At 68.4% G+C, this 17,141-nt stretch carries 14 protein-coding genes; 10 read left to right on the top strand and 4 right to left on the bottom strand.

Annotated features, from left to right (window positions below; translation table 11 throughout):
- The first annotated feature begins 64 nt into the window (after nt 1-64).
- From L1088_RS01860 to L1088_RS01840, 5 genes are read left to right on the top strand one after another with little or no spacing between them, the layout of a single operon-like run.
- Entirely contained in the window at nt 65-856 is a 792-nt protein-coding gene (locus L1088_RS01860) for a carbohydrate deacetylase (RefSeq protein ID WP_234553480.1), read from the top strand.
- Between the two features lie 10 nt (nt 857-866).
- A complete protein-coding gene (locus L1088_RS01855; protein ID WP_234553479.1) occupies nt 867-2,120 on the top strand; it encodes an MFS transporter in 1,254 nt (417 codons plus the stop codon).
- Complete coding sequence (locus L1088_RS12405; RefSeq protein WP_267960893.1) at nt 2,117-4,165, top strand: glycoside hydrolase family 2 TIM barrel-domain containing protein; 2,049 nt, start codon at nt 2,117-2,119, stop codon at nt 4,163-4,165. Before L1088_RS01855 ends, L1088_RS12405 begins: the two co-directional genes overlap by 4 nt.
- Before the next feature lie 34 nt (nt 4,166-4,199).
- Nucleotides 4,200-5,243, top strand: coding sequence for a galactose-1-phosphate uridylyltransferase (galT, locus tag L1088_RS01845; RefSeq protein WP_234553478.1), 1,044 nt, complete (start codon nt 4,200-4,202; stop codon nt 5,241-5,243).
- A gap of 50 nt (nt 5,244-5,293) precedes the next feature.
- Nucleotides 5,294-6,832, top strand: a complete 1,539-nt coding sequence (locus tag L1088_RS01840; RefSeq protein ID WP_234553477.1) for an FAD-dependent oxidoreductase — start codon at nt 5,294-5,296, stop codon at nt 6,830-6,832.
- Here L1088_RS01840 and ftsH read toward each other — a convergent pair.
- A complete protein-coding gene (gene ftsH / locus L1088_RS01835) occupies nt 6,829-8,682 on the bottom strand; it encodes an ATP-dependent zinc metalloprotease FtsH (protein ID WP_234553492.1) in 1,854 nt (617 codons plus the stop codon). The two genes, L1088_RS01840 and ftsH, sit on opposite strands and share 4 nt — an antisense overlap.
- Before the next feature lie 74 nt (nt 8,683-8,756).
- On the opposite strand from ftsH, the gene L1088_RS01830 reads away from it, so the two are divergent.
- Nucleotides 8,757-10,109 (top strand): tetratricopeptide repeat protein, encoded by a 1,353-nt coding sequence (locus L1088_RS01830; RefSeq protein ID WP_234553476.1) that lies wholly within the window; start codon nt 8,757-8,759, stop codon nt 10,107-10,109.
- A gap of 168 nt (nt 10,110-10,277) precedes the next feature.
- On the opposite strand, the gene L1088_RS01825 is transcribed toward L1088_RS01830, so the two are convergent.
- Entirely contained in the window at nt 10,278-11,312 is a 1,035-nt protein-coding gene (locus tag L1088_RS01825) for a DUF4388 domain-containing protein (protein ID WP_234553491.1), read from the bottom strand.
- A 66-nt stretch (nt 11,313-11,378) separates the two neighbouring features.
- Nucleotides 11,379-12,371 carry a Holliday junction branch migration DNA helicase RuvB gene (gene ruvB, locus L1088_RS01820; RefSeq protein ID WP_038047483.1) on the bottom strand — a complete coding sequence of 331 codons (993 nt, stop codon included), beginning with the start codon at nt 12,369-12,371 and terminating at the stop codon, nt 11,379-11,381.
- Between the two features lie 24 nt (nt 12,372-12,395).
- Between ruvB and panB the strand changes: the two genes are divergently transcribed.
- The 4 genes from panB to L1088_RS01800 all read left to right on the top strand — a co-directional run bounded on the left by panB (nt 12,396) and on the right by L1088_RS01800 (nt 15,940).
- Complete coding sequence (gene panB, locus L1088_RS01815) at nt 12,396-13,181, top strand: 3-methyl-2-oxobutanoate hydroxymethyltransferase (RefSeq protein ID WP_234553475.1); 786 nt, start codon at nt 12,396-12,398, stop codon at nt 13,179-13,181.
- 244 nt (nt 13,182-13,425) lie between these two features.
- Nucleotides 13,426-14,373 (top strand): RluA family pseudouridine synthase, encoded by a 948-nt coding sequence (locus L1088_RS01810; protein WP_234553474.1) that lies wholly within the window; start codon nt 13,426-13,428, stop codon nt 14,371-14,373.
- Entirely contained in the window at nt 14,370-15,263 is an 894-nt protein-coding gene (locus L1088_RS01805; RefSeq protein WP_234553473.1) for a DNA-methyltransferase, read from the top strand. The genes L1088_RS01810 and L1088_RS01805 overlap by 4 nt, the downstream gene beginning before the upstream one ends.
- Nucleotides 15,263-15,940, top strand: a complete 678-nt coding sequence (locus tag L1088_RS01800; protein ID WP_234553472.1) for a hypothetical protein — start codon at nt 15,263-15,265, stop codon at nt 15,938-15,940. Before L1088_RS01805 ends, L1088_RS01800 begins: the two co-directional genes overlap by 1 nt.
- Here L1088_RS01800 and lysN read toward each other — a convergent pair.
- Entirely contained in the window at nt 15,923-17,116 is a 1,194-nt protein-coding gene (lysN, locus tag L1088_RS01795) for a 2-aminoadipate transaminase (protein ID WP_234553471.1), read from the bottom strand. The two genes, L1088_RS01800 and lysN, sit on opposite strands and share 18 nt — an antisense overlap.
- Between the last annotated feature and the right edge of the window lie 25 nt (nt 17,117-17,141).

Below are 17,141 nucleotides of genomic sequence, written 5' to 3'. Positions count from 1 at the left end.
GCAGGTCGGGAGTCTCTGCCACCCCAAAATCCTACGGGAAGGTGGGAGGGGTGCGGAATGTGGGATGGACGTTTTGGAGCGGCTGGGCCTCGGGGGGCGGCGGGTCCTCATCCTGCACCACGACGACCTGGGCCTGACCCACGCGCAGAACGGGGCTTACCAGGCCTTGGGCTTTCCCACGGGGAGCGTGATGGTCCCGGGTGGCTGGGCCAGCGGGGTGCGGGGGGAGGACCTGGGGGTGCACCTCACCCTCACCAGCGAGTGGCCTGCTCCCCGCACCCGTCCTCTGACGGAGGGTGAAAGCCTTAGGGACGAAGCCGGGTACTTTCCCGCTTCTTTGGAAGTGCTTTGGCAAAATGCGCGCCCGGAGGAGGTGGAGCGTGAATTTAAGGCCCAGATTGAGGCGGCCCTACGGCTTTTTGCCCCCACGCACCTGGACACCCACCAGGGGGCGCTTCTCCGGCCCGACCTGGCGGAGGTCTACCTGCGGTTGGCCCAGGAATACCACTTAGTGCCCTTGATCCCCGAGAGCCTCGAGGGTCTCGGAGTCCCGCCTGCATTCCTGCCGGAGCTGGAAAGGCTCATGGCCCAAGCGCCCTTCCCCCGGGTGCGCTTCCTGGACCCCTACGGCCTGCCCCCAGAGGAGCGGCTGAGCTTCTACCTGGACCTCTCCCGCCTCCCCCCCGGTCTTTACTACCTCGTCCACCACAGCGCCCTCCCCACCCCCGAGGGCCGGGCCCTGCCCGACTGGAAGACCCGGGAAGCTGACTATTTTGCCCTTTCCCACCCCGAGGTGCGCCGGGTCCTTGCCGAGTTCCACCCCCTCACCTGGCGGGCGGTGCGGGAAGCGCTTTAGGAGGTAGGGTGTGAAAAAGTGGCGCTACGCCGCGGGCCAGCTGGGGCTCACCCTGGTCTCGGAAAGCTTCGGCACGTACCTGGCCTTCTTCTATCTGGAGAGGCTTGGCCTTTCCGCCGCCTTCTACGCCCTGGCCCGCGCCGCCTACGCCTTCTGGGACGCCGTCAACGACCCTCTCTTTGGCCACCTTTCCGACCGCACCAAGACCCGTTTAGGCCGCAGGCGGCCCTGGCTTCTTTTGGGCGTTCCCCTTTTTCTCCTTTTCTACCTTCTGGTCTTCTGGGTGCCCGACTGGGCCCAAAGCCCTGCGGTCCTGCCCTACTACTTCGCGGCGGCCATCGTCCTGTACGAGACGATGGCCACGGTGGTCTGGACCAACCACGGGGCCTTGTTCCCCGAGATGTTCCGCGGCCTCGGTGAGCGGGCGGGAGCGGCGGCCTTGAAGCGGGGAACCGAGCTCTTGGGTCTGATCCTGGGGATTGCCCTGGCCCCCTTGGTCTACGCCCAGGTGGGGTTTTCGGGCATGGCCCTCCTCTTCGCCGGGCTGGCCCTTCTGGCCTTCCTCTTCTTCCTCCCAGGCATTCAGGAGGACCCCAGGGCGGAAAGTGGCTTGGGCCTCCTCCCCTCCTTCCGGCTGGTTCTGGAAAACAGGGCCTTCTGGGTGGTGGCCTTCGTGGGCCTCCTCTTTGAGTTTGGCCGCATGGTCCTCCAGACGGGCATGGCCTTTTACGCCAAGCACAGCCTGGGCCTCCCCGAGACAGCCACCACCTTTCTCTTCGCCGCGGTCTTCCTGGTGGCCCTGCCCTCGGTTTTTCTCTGGGGGCGGCTGGCCCAAGCCCTGGGAGGCAAGCGGGCCTGGCGGCTTGCCCACCTCCTCATGGGGCTTGCCGTTTTCCTCCTCTTTCTGCCGCAAAGCCTCCTCCCCGCCCTTCTGGTGGGGGCCCTGGTGGGGGTGGGGTTTGCCGGGGTGAGGGTCACAGGAGAGGTGGTGATGGCCAAGGTCATCGACCTGGATGCGGAGCGGACGGGCACGAGGCGGGAGGGGGCCTACTACAGCCTGGTGGGCCTCTTTGGCCGGGCCTCGGGGGCTTTGGTGGGGCTTTCCTTCGCCCTCCTTGGGCCCCTCTTCGGGTACGTGAGCGGGGAGAACCCGGGGCCGAACCCCGGGCTTGCCTTCCGCTTCCTGGTGGCGGCGATCCCGGGGGTGGCCATCCTCCTGGCCTACTTCCTCACCGCCCTCTTCCCCCACGAGGTGCGGGAATGAGGCTCAAGCGGGCGCTTTTCCTGGCCCACGGGGCCAAGGGGCCAGAGGGGCTTCCTGAGGAGGGGTGGCGGGAGGTGGTCCTTCCCCACCAGTGGAGCCTGGACGGGGAGGAGGCCGAGGTGGGGTGGTACCGCCTGGCCCTTCCCGAGGGGGGGCCTAGGCGCTTCCTGCGCTCCCTGGGGGACTACTTCCAGGAGGCCTGGCTGGATGGCACCTACCTGGGGCGGCACGAGGGGTACTTCTTTCCCTGGTTGTTGGAGCTTCCCCAGGGGAAGGAGCTCCTCTTGCGGGTTTCAGCCCCCAAGGAACCCCTGGGGGTCTGGCCTCGGTTCAAGCGGCAGATCAAAGGGGTCTTGAGCCAGCACGACTGCCGCCCTGGGGGAACCTCGGAAAGGGGCCAGGAGCGGGGCACAGGGGGGCTTTGGGGTGGGGTGGAGGTGCTCTTCCGGGAGGAGGTGGCCCTTCTCGCCCTCACGCACCGCCTCCACCCGCGGCCTGGAGGCTGGCGGCTTCTCGTGCGGCTCCTGGTGGACGCTCCGAGGGCCTTCCGGGAGCCCCTTCGCCTCCGGCTTTCCCCGGAGAACTTCCAGGGGGAGGCCCTGGAGCGGGAGGTGGTCCTGGAAGGCGAGGCGGGCCGGGCCTGGCGGGAGGCGGTGTGGGACCTACCTGCCATGCCCCTCTGGGAGGTCTGGGAGCGGGGGTTCCCCCACCTCTTCCGCCTCGAGGCGGAGCTTTCGGGGGCCAGCCTCCGCGCCCCCTCGGGCTTCCGCACCGTGGAGCTGGACCCCGAGGGCTGGCTTCTCCTGAACGGCCGGAGGCTTTTCCTGAGGGGCACCAACATCATCCCCACCCAGTGGCTTGCGGGCTACACCGAGGCCATAGCCCAAAGGGACGTGGCCCTCCTCAAGGAGGCCCACCTCAATGCGGTGCGGGTCCACGCCCACGTGACCCACCCCGCCTTCTACGCCGCCTGCGACCGGGAAGGGGTTTTGGCCTGGCAGGACTTCCCCTTGCAGTGGGGCTACGCCCCGGACGAGGCCTTCGCCCAGGAGGCCCTGCGCCAGGCCCGGGCCATGGTGGAGGTTTTGGGGGCCCACCCCTCCCTCTACCTCTGGTGCGCCCAGAACGAGCCCACCCACAACCGCCACGCCTTGGGGCCCCTCCTGGCGGGGGAGATCGGGGGCCAGGACCCCACCCGGCCGGTGAGGGAGGCCTCGGACTTCCGCGAGCACCCCTATCCCGGCTGGTACTGGGGACACCTGCGGGACTTCCTGGCCCTCCCCGGGGCCCCCCTTCCCTCCGAGTTCGGGGCCCAGGCCCTGCCCCGGGCGGAGCTTTTGCGCCGGGTGCTGGGGGAAGCCGCCTGGCCCCCCAGGTGGGAGGTGTGGGCCTACCACAACTTCCAGCCCCACGAGACCTTCCGGGTGGCGGGGGTGGAGCCCGGGGCGTCCTTGGAGGAGTTTGTGGAAAACTCCCAGGCTTACCAGGCGAAGCTCCTGGAGTTCGTCATCCACGCGTACCGCCGGGGTAAGGGGCGGGTGGTGGGCTACTTCCAGTTCATGTTCGTGGAGCCCTGGGAGGGGATCACCTGGGCGGTCTTGGACGTGGAAAGGGTGCCCAAGAGGGGCTTTTACGCCCTAAAGGAGGCCAGTAGCCCCGTCCTCCTTTCCCTGGTGCCCTACCGGGAGCGGCTGGAAGTGGGCGCACCCCCTTTGCAGGAGGCCTGGCTCGTGAGCGACTTAGACCGCCCCCTTTCTCTCCAGGTGCGCCTTTGGCTGGAGGGCCCGGCCGCTCTTTCCCTCTTGGAAGTAGAGGTAGCCCTGGCCCCGGGGGAGGTCCGGCGGGTGTTCAGCCTGGGGGAGCTTTGGGAGAGTCCCCTCGAGGCCCAGGCCCGCTTCCTCCCGGTGCAGGAGGCTTTGGCCCAGCTTCCCCCTGGGGCCTACCGCCTGGTGGGGGAGGCCTGGGAAGGGGAGAGGCTCTGGTCGCGGCACGTTCTGGAGCTCACCTACCTGGAGCCCCTCCTGCCCCCGGGGGTGGCCTGGTAGGAGAAGGCGTTTTGGGGCGTAGGCTGGGGTAAGGATGGAGGTCCACAGGCGCTACCACCGGAAGCCCGACGGGCGGGAGCTCATCCTTTACGGCCTGAAGCCTTTGGAGGGGCCTCCCTTGGCCGAGCCCCAGGAGGCCCTAGCCCCCGCTCCCCACCTCCGCTACCACCCCCTAAGGCGGGAGTGGGTGGTCTACGCCGCCCACCGCCAGGAACGCACCTTTTTGCCCCCCAAGGAGCACTGCCCCTTATGCCCCAGCCGGGAAGGCTCCTTCCCCACGGAGATCCCCTTCCCCACCTTCCAGGTGGCGGTGTTTGAGAACCGCTTTCCCTCCTTCGTCCCCAGCCCGCCCTCGCCTCCCGAGGAGCTTCCCGTTCCGGCGGAACGGGCCCTGGGCCGCTGCGAGGTGGTGGTCTACACCCCGAGCCACACGGGAAGCCTGGCTACCCTCACGGAGGAGGAAAGGCTCCTTTTGGCCTGGGTCTGGCGGGAGCGGTACCAGGCCCTCTACGCCCTCGAGGGGGTGCGCTTCGTTATGCCCTTCGAGAACCGGGGGGAGGTGGTGGGGGTGACCCTGCACCACCCCCACGGGCAGGTCTACGCCTACCCCTTCGTCCCTCCCCTTTTGGAGCGGGAAAGCTTAGCCTTCCGGGAAAGGCCTGTTCTCCAGGAGCTTTTCCCCCACCTGGAGCCCTACCGGGTGGACGGGGAAGGGGGCTTCCTGGCCTTCGTTCCCCCCTTCGCCCGCTACCCCTTTGAGGTCTGGGTGGCTCCCTTGGAGCGCCACCCTGGGCCTTGGACCTTTTCCGAGGAAGAGATGGCCGCCTTCGCCCGGCTTCTGGGGCGGGTGGTGGCCCGCTACGATGCCCTCTATGGGGAGCCCTTCCCCTACGTGATGGTCTTCCACGCCGCTCCCTTGGGGGAGGAGCGCACCTTCCACTTCCACGTGGAGTTCTACCCCCCCAAACGGGCCAAGGACAAGCTCAAGTTTTTGGCAGGCACGGAGCTTGGGGCGGGCACCTTCGTGGTGGACGCCCTGCCAGAGGACACCGCCAGGCGGCTTCGGGAGGTCTTATGAAGAAGTATGGACCTGGCGGCGGTGGGACGGGTCTGGCGGGAGGAGGAGGCATGACCCCTTCGCGGGAGGAACTCTGGGCAAGGCTTGGGGGGCCCCTGGACCTCCTCATCCTGGGGGGTGGGGCCACGGGGGCGGGGGTGCTGTGGGAGGCCACGCTAAGGGGCTTGAAGGCCGCTTTGGTGGAGGCGGGGGATTTTGCCTCGGGTACCAGTAGCCGCTCCACCAAGCTCCTCCACGGGGGGGTGCGCTACCTGGAGTTGGCGGTGCGGCGCCGGGACCGCCGCCAGCTAAGGCTGGTGAGAGACGCCCTTCGGGAGCGGAAAGTCCTCCTGGACCTTGCCCCCCACCTGGCGAGGCCCCTAACCCTCCTCACCCCCCTCTTCCGCCCCCTGGAGCTTCCCTACTACTGGACGGGCCTCAAGCTCTACGACCTCCTGGCGGGAAGGCACCGCTTGGCCCCAAGCCGCTACGCCCCTCCCAAGGAGGTGCGGGCCCTCTTCCCGGACCTTCCCCCCACCCTGGGCGGGGTCCTCTACCAGGACGGGCAGTTCGCCGACCACCGCCTGAACCTGGCCCTTATTCTCTCCGCTATCAGGCGGGGGGCGGTGGCCCTGAACCACGCCGAGGCCACGGGTTTCCTGCTAAAGGGAGGAAGGGTGCAGGGAGCAGTGGTGCGGGACCGCCTCACGGGAAAGGAAAGGGAGGTCCCTGCCCGGGTGGTGGTGAACGCCGCCGGCCCCCAGGCGGACCGGGTGCGCCACCTCCTGGACCCCCTTCTTCCCCCCCTCCTCACCCCCTCCAGCGGGACCCACCTGGTTCTGGACTACCCCCTGCGGGTGGGCCTCCTCCTGCCCAGGACCCGGGATGGCCGGGTCCTCTTCCTCCTGCCCTACCGGGGGAAGGCCCTTTTGGGCACCACCGACCTCCCCGCTGAGGCCACCGCATGCCCCTTGCCCCGGGAGGAGGAGGTGGCCTACCTCCTGGAGGAGATCCGGCCCTACCTGGGGGACCTCTCGGATAGGGTCCTGGCCGCCTGGGCGGGCTTAAGGCCCCTGGTGGGGAAGGGGGAGACGAAGCTTTTGGTGCGGGACCACCTCATCCAGGAGGAGCGGGGCCTCTACACCCTCACCGGGGGCAAGTGGACCACCTTCCGCCTCATGGCCCTGGACCTTTTGGAGCGCCTGGCCGAGGACCTCGCCCTCTCCCTGCCCCCCTCGGAAAGCCACCGCACCCCCCTCCTAGGGGCGGGGCCCAGGCCACCCTTGCCCCTGCCAGAGGAGGTGGCCGAGCACCTCTACGCCCACTACGGCACCCTGGCCCTCGAGGTGGCCGCCTTGGGGGATCGGCCCCTGCTTCCTGGGTTTCCCTACCTAGAGGGGGAGGTGGTGTGGGCGGTGAGGGAGGAGCTTGCCCAAAAGCCCCTGGACGTCCTGGCCCGCAGGCTGGGCCTGGCCCTTCTGGACCAGAAGCGGGCGGAGGAAGCCCTGCCCAAGGTGGTGGGGCTCATGGCGCCCCTTCTGGGATGGGGAGAGGCGGAACAACGGACCCACCTGGACGAGGCCAGGCGGGCCCTGCCCGGGCTTTGTTAGGCGCTTTCCTCCGAGGCCCTTTGCACCGCCTGGGTTTCCTTGAGGATGGCCCGTACCCGTTCCCCAGGGATGGTTTCCTCCCTTAGGAGTTCCTCGGCGATCCGGTGCATGGCGGGGGCGTGCTCCATGAGGATCTGGCGGGCCTTGGCGTAGGCCTCGTCCAGGATCTTGCGGATGTCCTCGTCGATGAGGCGGGCGGTTTCCTCGGAGTGGTCCTTCTTCTTGGCGATCTCCTCCCCCAGGAAGATGGGACCGGAATCCGAGCCCCAGGCGATGTTCTTGAAGTGTTCCCCCATGCCCCAGTCCAGGACCATGCGCTTGGCGATCTGGGTGGCCCGCTTGAAGTCGTCCTGGGCCCCGGTGGTCACGGTGCCGGTGAAGAGCTCCTCCGCCACCCGGCCTGCCATGAGGACGGAAAGCTCGTCCATGAGGTGCTCCCGCGAGACCAGGACCCTTTCTTCGGGCTTGCTCCAGCGCACGCCCAGGGCCATGCCCCTGGGGACAATGGAAACCTTTTCGGTTTTGTCCGCATGGGGCAGAACCTCGCCCACCACCGCGTGCCCCGCCTCGTGGTAGGCCACGGCCCGCTTCTCCTCCTCGGAGAGCTTCAAGGCGGGCCGCTCCAGGCCCAACACGATCTTGTCCAGAGCCCTCAGGAAGTGCTCCTTGCGGATGTGCTTTTCCCCGTCACGGGCGGCCAACAGGGCGGCCTCGTTCACCAGGTTCTTGAGGTCGGCCCCGGAAAAGCCCGGGGTGAGGTGGGCCAGTTCCAGGGGGTCCACGTCCTCGGCTACGGGCTTGCCCCGCATGTGGACCAGGAGGATGTCCTTGCGCTCCTCGAGGGCGGGAAGGCCCACCACCACCTGACGGTCGAAGCGCCCGGGTCGCAGGAGAGCCGGGTCCAGGATGTCGGGGCGGTTGGTGGCGGCCAGGACGATGACCGAGGTGTCCTTCTCGAAGCCGTCCATCTCCGAGAGGATCTGGTTCAGGGTCTGTTCCCGCTCGTCGTGCCCGCCCCCGATGCCCGCTCCCCGCTTTCTACCGATGGAGTCCAGCTCGTCGATGAAGATGATGCTGGGAGCGCTCTTTCTGGCGTCTTCAAAGAGGCTCCTCACCCGGCTGGCTCCCACCCCCACGAACATCTCCATGAACTCGCTGGCGGAGACGGAGAAGAAGGGCACCCCGGCCTCCCCCGCCACCGCCCGGGCCAGGAGGGTCTTGCCCGTTCCCGGCGGGCCCACCAGGAGGACGCCTTTGGGGATCTCAGCTCCCAGCTCCAGGTACTTTTGGGGGTTTTTCAGGAAGTCCACCACCTCCATGAGCTCGCGCTTGGCCTCCTGGTGGCCGGCCACGTCCTTGAAGGTGGTGCTAACCCGCTTCTCCTTGCCGTAAAGCCGGGCGCGGCTTTGGCCAAACTGCATCACCTGCCCGGCCCCACCCTGGGCCCGCAGGAAGAAGAACCAGAAGAAGAGGATGAGGAGCAGGGTGGGCCCCACATAGAGGAGGAGCTGTGGCCAGAGGGAAGGGGTTTTGGTGACGATTCTGACGCTGTTTTCCTCTAGGAAGCGCAAGAGCTCGGGGTCGGCCACCTGGGCCGGGGGTAAGGGCACGGCGAAGCGCCGGGCCACCTGGCTTCCCCCCTGCGGGGTGGGGAAGCGCTCCGGTTCCTTCAGGAGCCCGAGGATGCGGGTTTCCTCCAGGGTGACCTCGGCCACCTTGCCCTGGCGCACCAGCTCCCGGAACTCCGTGTAGGAGAAGGTGGGCGCCGGAGGGCCGGTGAAGGCGGTGTAGGCCAGGTAGCCTAGAAGGAGCAAAAAGACAAGGGTAAAAGGGTTGATCCGCTGCGGCAACATCTACCTCCCTTGACCTATGGTAAGGCCTCGAGGGGTGAGAGGACTGAGGGGTGTGGTATCCTCTAGCGGCGATGAGGGGGGTCCTCGAGGCCCTGCACCAGGGGGACTACGACACCGCCATGGAGCGCCTCACCCGCAAGGCGCTCTTCGGGTCCAAGGAGGAGGCCAAGGAGGCCCTGCTCCTCCTGGCTGAGGTCCACAGCCTCTACGGGGAAGAGGGCCTGGAGCGGGCCCACCGGGCCCTGGAGGAAGCCTACGAGCTGGGGGGGCTGGAGTATCACCCCCTCTACCGGGCGCTTTTGGGGGAGCTCTTGGCCCTGGAGGGCCGGGGTGAGCGGGAGGTCCTCCCCCTCTTCCTGCCCACAGAGGACCCCCGGGCCCGCTACCACCAGGCCCAGGCCCTCTTCTACCTGGGTCGGTTTGAGGAGGTGCTTGGCACCCTCAAGGAGGGCCTCCCCGCCTTTTTGGCCTGGCGGGCGGAGGGGCTAAAGGGAAGGGCGCTGGAGCGCCTGGGCCGCCATGCCGAGGCCGCCCTGGCTTACGAGAGGGGGGCGGAGCTCGCCCTGGGCTTGGAGCGCTACTGGCTCCTCCTGGACGCTGCCGCCATGTGGCTGGAGGCGGGGGAGGGGGAGAGGGCCCTCTTAGCCCTGGAGGAGGCGGTGGCGGCGGTGGGGGAAGAGGACCCCGAGGACGAGGCCACCCGCCACTACCTCCTGGCCCGGGCCCACTTCCTCCTGGACAACCCCAACCGGGCCCTGGAGGAGGTGCGGGAAGCCTTGCGGCTGGAGGAGGAAAGCGGCCACAAGGCCTACGGCACCCCCTTGCTGGAGGGGCAGATCCTCCAGAGGCTTGGCCGTCATCCCGAGGCCATGGCTGCCTTCCAAGAGGCCCTGGCCCGGGCCGAGGGGCCGGAGCGGGCGTACGTGCTCCACGAGATGGCGGTGGCCGCGTTGGACCAGGGGGCCTACCTCGAGGCGGAGGAGCACCTTCAGGCCCTTCTCCGGGAGGAGGGCTACCCCTACCGGGCCCAGGCCCTGGCCGACCTGGCGGAGGCCCTCTACCGCCAGGGGCGCTACGCTGAGGCCGAGGAGGTAGCCCGGGAGGCCATGCGCCAGGGGGCGGAGGCCGCGGGGGAGCTCATCCTGGGGCACGTGGCCTACGACCTCATGCACCTGGAGGAGGCCCTTTTCCACTACCGCAGGGCGGCGGAACTGGCCGAGGAGGGCAGCCGGGAGTGGGTGGGGGCCCAGGAGATGGTGGTGGACACTCTGGCCCAGCTGGGCTACCGCTCCCCCGAGGAGATCCTGGCCCGGGCGGAGGCGGTCCTGCCCCACGTTCACCCCGCCGACGAGTGGCACCAGGCCCTTTTGGCCTACCGGGAGCGGGCGGAGGCCCTTTTGCGGGAGGGCCGGCGGCCCAACTGATACCACCCCACGCGGACGAAGTCGGCGTGGGGTGGTATGAGTACCCCGCCGTGGCTTGCGCCCCCTTAGGGCCTACCCCTAAGGGGGCTTTCGCTTCGCAGTGTTGGGGGGTTGGCTCTGGGCTTGGAGGTGGGGAGGGTTCCGGAAGGGGCCGGGGGACGGATGCCTTCAGGTTCCTCGGCGAAGGGGGGAGAGGGCCTTCAGCACCTCCTGGGCCCTGAGGGGCTTGGGCAGGTGGAGCACCCTCAGGGGCCGGAAGAGGAGGCCCGGAGGCGTGTCGCTTACCAGGTACAAGGAGGCGAGTTTGCCCTCCGGGTGCGCCCGGAGCCTGCGGGCCATCTCCAGGGCCTTCTCCCCCTGGAGCACGATGCCCTTGGGCCTTTCCTTGAGGAGCCTCAGGGCCATCTCCAGGTCCCGGGCCAGGAGGACGCGGAAGCGGTGGGCCTCCAGAAGGTAGAGGAGGAGCCTCCGCACCACCCCGCTTTCCGCCAGCACCAGCACCAAGGGGTCTTCCAGGAGCAAGGTGGAGGGGCGGATGAGGCCCCGGCTTTTCAGCTCAAAGAGGAGGTGGTAGACCTCCTCCTCGGGTAGCCCAGAGAGGAGGGCCACGCTCCGGGCCCGCCGCACCCCGTCCAGGTGTTCCAGCACCGTCCAGGCCTCCGGGGTAAGGGGGTGGCGGGTGGGGTCTTCCACCAGGTGGAAGACCTCGTCCGGGCCCACCTGGCCCCGCCGCCACTCGTCCAGGCGCCGGGCGGCTTCCATGAGGGTGGCGTCGGTGTCCAGGGTGTGGGGCAAGGCCACCTGGCTCCCCTCCACCAGGGGTTCCGCCAGGATCTCCCCCTCCTTCTCTCCCAGCAAGGTGGCCAAAGCCTCCAGCACCTGGGCCTCGAGGGCCTCCCTCAGCTCCTCCTCCCCGATGAGCCCAAGCTCCAGGGCCAGCGCCCCCAAAGGGGTTCCGGGGTTTTCCCGCCCCTGGCGCTCCACCAGCGCCTGCACCTCCTCCAGGGAAAGGTGCCCTAGCCGCACCAAGTATTCCCCCAAATGGGGTCCCGGCTCGGTGCGGGCGTAAAGAATGCGGCCCGAGAGGAGGTGCACCCGGCCGTAGAGGCGCCCCTGGAAGCTCACCACCGCGCTTTTGCGGTTCGCCGCCAGGGCCTTCAGGAGTTCCCCCAGGTCCAGCTCCTCCAGGGTGGCCCGGATCACGGCCCCCATTCTCCAAGGCTTCTCCCTGGGGCGCAAGGCCTGGGGCTTTCCNGGGGGGGGGCGACCCTAGAGGAGGGGTTCCAGCGGCGGGGGCAGGCCCAGGTGGCGGTAGGCCCTTTCCGTGGCCACCCGGCCCCGGGGGGTGCGCTTCAGGAGGCCTTGCTGGATGAGGTAGGGCTCGTGCACCTCCTCTAGGGTGCCTGGGTCCTCGGAGAGGGCAGTGGCCAGGGTCTGCAGGCCCACGGGGCCGCCCCCAAAGCGGAGGATGAGGGCCTCGAGGATCTCCCGGTCCCGCCGTTCCAGCCCGAGCTCGTCCAGGCCTAGGGCGGAAAGGGCCTCGCGGGCCCGCTCCTCGGTGATCACCTCTTCCCCCGCCACCTGGGCGAAGTCCCGGACCCGGCGGAAGAGCCTCTTGGCGATGCGCATGGTGCCGCGGCTACGCCGGGCGATCTCCAAGGCGGCCTCCTCGGTGATCCCCACCCCCAGAAGCCTCGCGTCCCGCCGCACCCCTTGGGCGAGCTCCTCCAAGGAGTAGTACTCCAGGTGCTCCACGATGCCGAAGCGGCTCCTGAGGGGCGCGGTGATGAGACCGGGGCGGGTGGTGGCCCCGATCAGGGTGAAGCGGGGAAGTTCCAGGCGGATGGTCCTTGCCGCGGGCCCTTGGCCGATGACGATGTCCATCCGGAAGTCCTCCATGGCCGGGTAGAGGTGCTCCTCCGCCTGGCGGCTTAGGCGGTGGATCTCGTCGATGAAGAGGATGTCCCCCTCCTCCAGGGAGTTGGCCAGGATGGCGGCCAGGTCCCCGGGCTTCTCGATGGCGGGCCCCGAGGTGACCCGCAGGTTCACCCCGAGCTCGTAAGCGATCACGTGGGCCAGGGTGGTCTTGCCGAGGCCGGGGGGCCCGAAGAGGAGGAGGTGCTCCAGGGGCTCCCCCCGGGCCCGGGCGGCCTCCAGGTACACCCTAAGCTTCCCCTTCAGCCTCTCCTGGCCGATGTACTCGTCCAGGGTCTTGGGCCGCAGGGCCAGGTCCTCTTGGGGTCCTCGAGGGGAGGTCGCCACGCCTTTTCATGATAGCCTTTTCCCGTGCGACGCACGGTGAAGGAGTTTCGCCAGGCCAAGGGCAAGCGGCTCGTCTACCTCACCGCCTACGACTACCCCAGCGCCAGGCTGGCGGAAAAGGCTGGGGTGGACGCCATTTTGGTGGGGGACTCCTTGGGCATGGTGGTCCTGGGCTACCCCTCCACGGTGCCCGTCACCCTGGAGGAGATGCTCCACCACACCAAGGCCGCCCGGCGCGGGGCCCCGGAGACCTTTTTGGTGGCGGACCTGCCCTACCTTGCCTACGCCACCTTGGACCGGGCCCTCCTTGCCGCCGAACGCCTCCTCAAGGAGGGTGGGGCGGATGCGGTGAAGCTGGAAGGAGGGGAAGAGGTGGCGGAGGTGGTCCAGGGCCTCACCCGGGCGGGGGTGCCGGTCCTGGGCCACGTGGGCCTCACCCCGCAGACCGCAAGCCAGCTGGGAGGCTACCGGCTCCAGGGCAAGCGCCCCGAGGAGGCAGAGCGCATCCTCAAAGGGGCTTTGGCCCTCGAGGCGGCGGGGGCCTATGGGGTGGTCCTGGAGATGGTGCCCGCCCTCCTGGCCAAGGAGATCACGGAAAGGCTTGCCGTCCACACCATCGGCATCGGGGCCGGGCCCCACACCGATGCCCAGGTCCTGGTCTTCCACGACGTGCTTGGCCTCTACGGGGAGTTCAAGCCCCGCTTCGCCAAGCGCTACCTGGAGGGGGAAAGGCTCTTTTTGGAGGCCCTGAGCCGCTACGCTGAAGAGGTGCGGGCAGGGGTTTTCCCCGGGGAGGAGCATAGCTTTTGATACCACCCCACGGGGACTTCGTCCCCGTGGGGGCCCCGGTGAAAGGGTACCCAGGGCCTCCGTCAGGAAGGGAGCGAAGGGTCCAGCGGGAAAGGGCATGACACCAACCCATGCGGATGCCGTTCGCCTGGGTGCCCCGGTGAACGGGTGGGGTATGGCCTTGGCTTAAGGTACGGGATCCAGGGCAAGGGGGTCCCGCGGAAGTTTTGCGGACGCTTCCCCTTGGGGGCCTACAATGAGGGGCGTGGTGTGCTTTCGCGCCGAAGGGGTGCGCCTGGACCAGGCGGTGGCCGAGGCCTGCGGCATCAGCCGGGCCCGGGCCCAGGCGTGGATCGCCGAGGGCCGGGTGCGGGTGGGGGGGAAGGTGGTGGACAAGGCCGCCTACCGCCTGAAGGGGGAGGAGGTGGAGGTCTTCCCCAAGGAGGAACGACCCCTGGTGGTGCCCGAGGACCTTCCCATCCCCATCCTCTACGAGGACAAGGACCTCCTGGTCCTGAACAAGCCCCCGGGCCTTCTCACCCACCCTGCCCCCGGGGTCTACACGGGCACGGTGGTGAACGCCCTCCTGGGGCGGTACTTCCCGGTGGAAGGGACCGAAGGGCTTGCGGCGGAGCGGCCCGAAGAGGTGCGCCCCGGCATCGTCCACCGCTTGGACAAAGACACCAGCGGCGTTTTGGTGGTGGCCAAGCATGGGGGAGCCCTCGAGGCCCTGGCCCGGGCCTTCCGCGACAGGCTGGTGATGAAGCGCTACCTGGCCATCACGGAAGGGGTGCCCCAGGAGGGCACTCTCATCGCCCCCATTGGCCGCCACCCCGTGGAGCGGTACAAGATGCACGTGGGGGGCATCGCCCCCCGCTACGCCGAAACCGACTTCCAGGTCCTGGCCACCGCCGGGCCCTACGCCCTGGTGGAGGCCCGGCCCCACACGGGCCGCACCCACCAGATAAGGGTGCACCTCAAGCACCTCAAGGCCCCCATCCTGGGGGACGAACTTTACGGGCGGAAAAGCCCCCACATCGGGCGGCAGGCCCTCCACGCCTATGAGCTTCGCATCCCCCATCCCCGCACGGGGCGCATCCTGGAGTTTTTGGCCCCCGTGCCCCCCGATATGGCCCGGGCCTGGGGGGCCCTAGGGGGGCGGTGGCCGGAAGGTGTCCTCCGGGAGGTTCCCTCGTATACTGAGGCCCAATGAGTCCCAACCCTCTTCTCGCCCTGGACCAAGAGGAGCTCGGGGTACCCAGCGAAGGTTCTTCCCTTCCCCCCACGGCCCACCGCCTCCTGGTGGGGGATGCCCGGGAGGTCCTGAAGAGCCTTCCCGCAGCTTCGGTGCACCTGGCCCTCACCTCGCCCCCTTACTGGACCTTGAAGCGGTACGAGGATGCGCCGGGGCAGCTTGGGCACGTGGAGGACTACGAGGCCTTTTTGGATGAGCTGGATAGGGTCTGGCAGGAGGTCTTTCGGGTGCTGGTGCCGGGGGGGCGGCTCATCGTGGTGGTGGGGGATGTGGCCGTGGCACGGAGGCGGTTCGGGCGCCACCTGGTCTTCCCCCTCCACGCCGACATCCAGGTTCGTTGCCGCAAAATCGGCTTTGACAACCTCAACCCCATCCTTTGGCATAAACACACCAATGCAGCCCTCGAGGCCGACCGCCCTGGCTTCTTCCTGGGCAAGCCCTACGAGCCTGGAGCCATCATCAAGACCGAGGTGGAGTACATCTTGATGCAGAGGAAGCCCGGGGGCTACCGCAGGCCCACCCCTGAGCAGAGGGAGCGGAGCCGCATCCCTAAAGACCTCTTCGCCCGCTGGTTCCGCCAAATCTGGGACGACATCCCCGGGGAGAGCACCAAGGCCCATCCCGCGCCCTTCCCCTTGGAGCTGGCGGAGAGGCTGGTGCGCATGTTCAGCTTCGTGGGGGACACGGTGCTGGACCCCTTCGCGGGCACCGGCACCACCCTCATCGCTGCCGCCCGGCACGGGCGGAACTCCATCGGGGTGGAGCTGGTACCTCGGTACGCAGAGCTTGCCCGAAAGCGCTTCGGGCGGGAAGCGGAGGGCCACTTTCTTATGGTGGAGGGGGCTTAATGGGGCAAGAGGCATGGATTGCAGACCTGGAGAGGGCGCTGCAGGGGGTTTTGCGGGCTTCCTCTCAGGATAGCGGGCGGCAGAACCCCGTGGCCGACTACCTGATGGGCCGCCTGCGCACCCGTCTTCCACCCCACCTCTGGCCCCACCTGCAGCGCGAAGCCCCGGTGCCGGGCCTGGCCCGGAAGAAGTCCTGGGATGTGGGCCTGGTCTACCCCGAGGGGCCTGAGCTTCCCCCGAAGCCCCGGCTCCTCCTCTCCCTCAAGTCCATCCTGCGCAACCCAAGCGGCTCCTGGCCCAACCGCTTGGACGACCTGGTGGGCGAGGTTTCCTCGGTGCAGATGCTTTTCCCCGAGGTGGTGGTGGGGTACGTGGTCGTCCTGGACTATGGGGCGCCTACCAAACGGAAGCGGGTGGAGCAGTACCCGGAAGGGGAGGAGCTTTCCCCCCTATATGACCGCTTCAAAGCGGGCCTAAGGGCCCTCTCCCAGAGGCGACCTCCCCTCTGGGCTCAGGGCCTTGTGGAGGGGCACTGGGTCATAGAGGTGGACTCCCGAAGAACCCTCCTCCTGCGCGATCCCGTGAGAACCCTTCAGGAGGGCGAGGCCTTCCTGGATGCCTTGGTGGAAGCCCTGCGCCAGAGGGAGCCCTTGCTCTTTCTAGGCCAGGGCCAGTAGCCCCTTCAGGGCCTTGGCAAGCCGCCTCACCCCTTCCACAATCCCTTCCGGCCCCATGGTGGCGTAGGAGAGCCTTAGGGTGTTCTCCCCGCCGCCGCCTGCGAAGAAGGGTCCGCCCGGCACGAAGGCCACGTCTTGGGCAATGGCCTGCTGGAAGAGGGCTTCGGCGGAAAGCCCTTCGGGAAGCTCCATCCAGACGAACATCCCCCCCTGGGGCCGGGTGTAGCGCACCCCCTTGGGCATCTCCCGGTCCAAGGCCGCCAGCATGGTCCTTGCCTTGGCCCGGTAGGTAGCCCGTATGTTCTCAAGGCGTTCGAGGAAGCCTTCCTGCACCAGGGCGTGCACCAGCATCTGGTTGAGGATGGGGGTGTGCAGGTCCACCCCCTGCTTGGCCTGGGTGAGCTTGGTGATGACCTCAGGGTGGGCCACGGCGAAGGCCACCCTCAGGCCGGGGGAGAGGATTTTGGAGAAACTACTGAGGTAGATGACCCCGGGGTAGCCCGCTTCCCGGGAGAGCTCAAAGAGGCTCGGTAGGCGGCCATCCCCGAAGTAGAGCTCCCGGTAGGCGTCGTCCTCTACCACCAAGAGGCCCCGCTCCATGACCATCTCCAAAAGCCGCTCCCGGGCCCTTAGGGGCATGAGGCCCCCCGAGGGGTTTTGGAAGGAGGGGATGAGGTAGAGGAAGCGGGGGCGCTCCCGCTTGAGGGTTGCTTCCAGGGCCTCGAGGTCCGGCCCCTCCTCCCCCGCGGGCACGGTGAGGAAGCGGGGCCCGTAGGCCCGGAAGGCCTGGATGGCCCCCATGTAGCTGGGGGCTTCCAGGAGGACGGGGCTTCCCTCGTCCAGGAAGACCTTCCCCAGGAGGTCCAGGGCCTGCTGGCTCCCCGTGGTGATGAGGACCTCTTCCGGCTTCACCCCAAGCCACTCCGCCACCCAGGCCCGAAGGGGCCCGTAGCCCTCCGTGGGCCCGTACTGCAGGGCCACCTCGCCCTTCTCCTTAAGGATTTCTGCCGCCTTTCTGGCCGCCTCCTCCTTGGGAAAAAGCTCGGGGGCGGGAAGGCCCCCGGCGAAGCTGATGACCCCAGGGCGCTGGGTGAGCTTGAGGAGCTCGCGGATGGTGGAGGCCTGGATGCGGCCGGCCCGCTCGCCGAAAAGGGTATTCCAGTCCAGGGTTTTCACCCACCCATTTTATCCCTCGCCCCCT

The organism is Thermus caliditerrae (genome assembly GCF_021462525.1).
Taxonomy (GTDB): domain Bacteria; phylum Deinococcota; class Deinococci; order Deinococcales; family Thermaceae; genus Thermus; species Thermus caliditerrae.
This window is presented reverse-complemented; position numbering and strand designations above follow the sequence as displayed.

Excerpts from the sequence above, each read along its gene's own strand:
- galT (WP_234553478.1), top strand. The coding sequence starts at position 4,200 with ATGGAGGTCCACAGGCGCTACCACCGGAAGCCCGACGGGCGGGAGCTC.
- L1088_RS01840 (WP_234553477.1), top strand. The coding sequence starts at position 5,294 with ATGACCCCTTCGCGGGAGGAACTCTGGGCAAGGCTTGGGGGGCCCCTG.
- L1088_RS12405 (WP_267960893.1), top strand. The coding sequence starts at position 2,117 with ATGAGGCTCAAGCGGGCGCTTTTCCTGGCCCACGGGGCCAAGGGGCCA.
- L1088_RS01800 (WP_234553472.1), top strand. The coding sequence starts at position 15,263 with ATGGGGCAAGAGGCATGGATTGCAGACCTGGAGAGGGCGCTGCAGGGG.
- L1088_RS01805 (WP_234553473.1), top strand. The coding sequence starts at position 14,370 with ATGAGTCCCAACCCTCTTCTCGCCCTGGACCAAGAGGAGCTCGGGGTA.
- L1088_RS01860 (WP_234553480.1), top strand. The coding sequence starts at position 65 with ATGGACGTTTTGGAGCGGCTGGGCCTCGGGGGGCGGCGGGTCCTCATC.
- L1088_RS01830 (WP_234553476.1), top strand. The coding sequence starts at position 8,757 with ATGAGGGGGGTCCTCGAGGCCCTGCACCAGGGGGACTACGACACCGCC.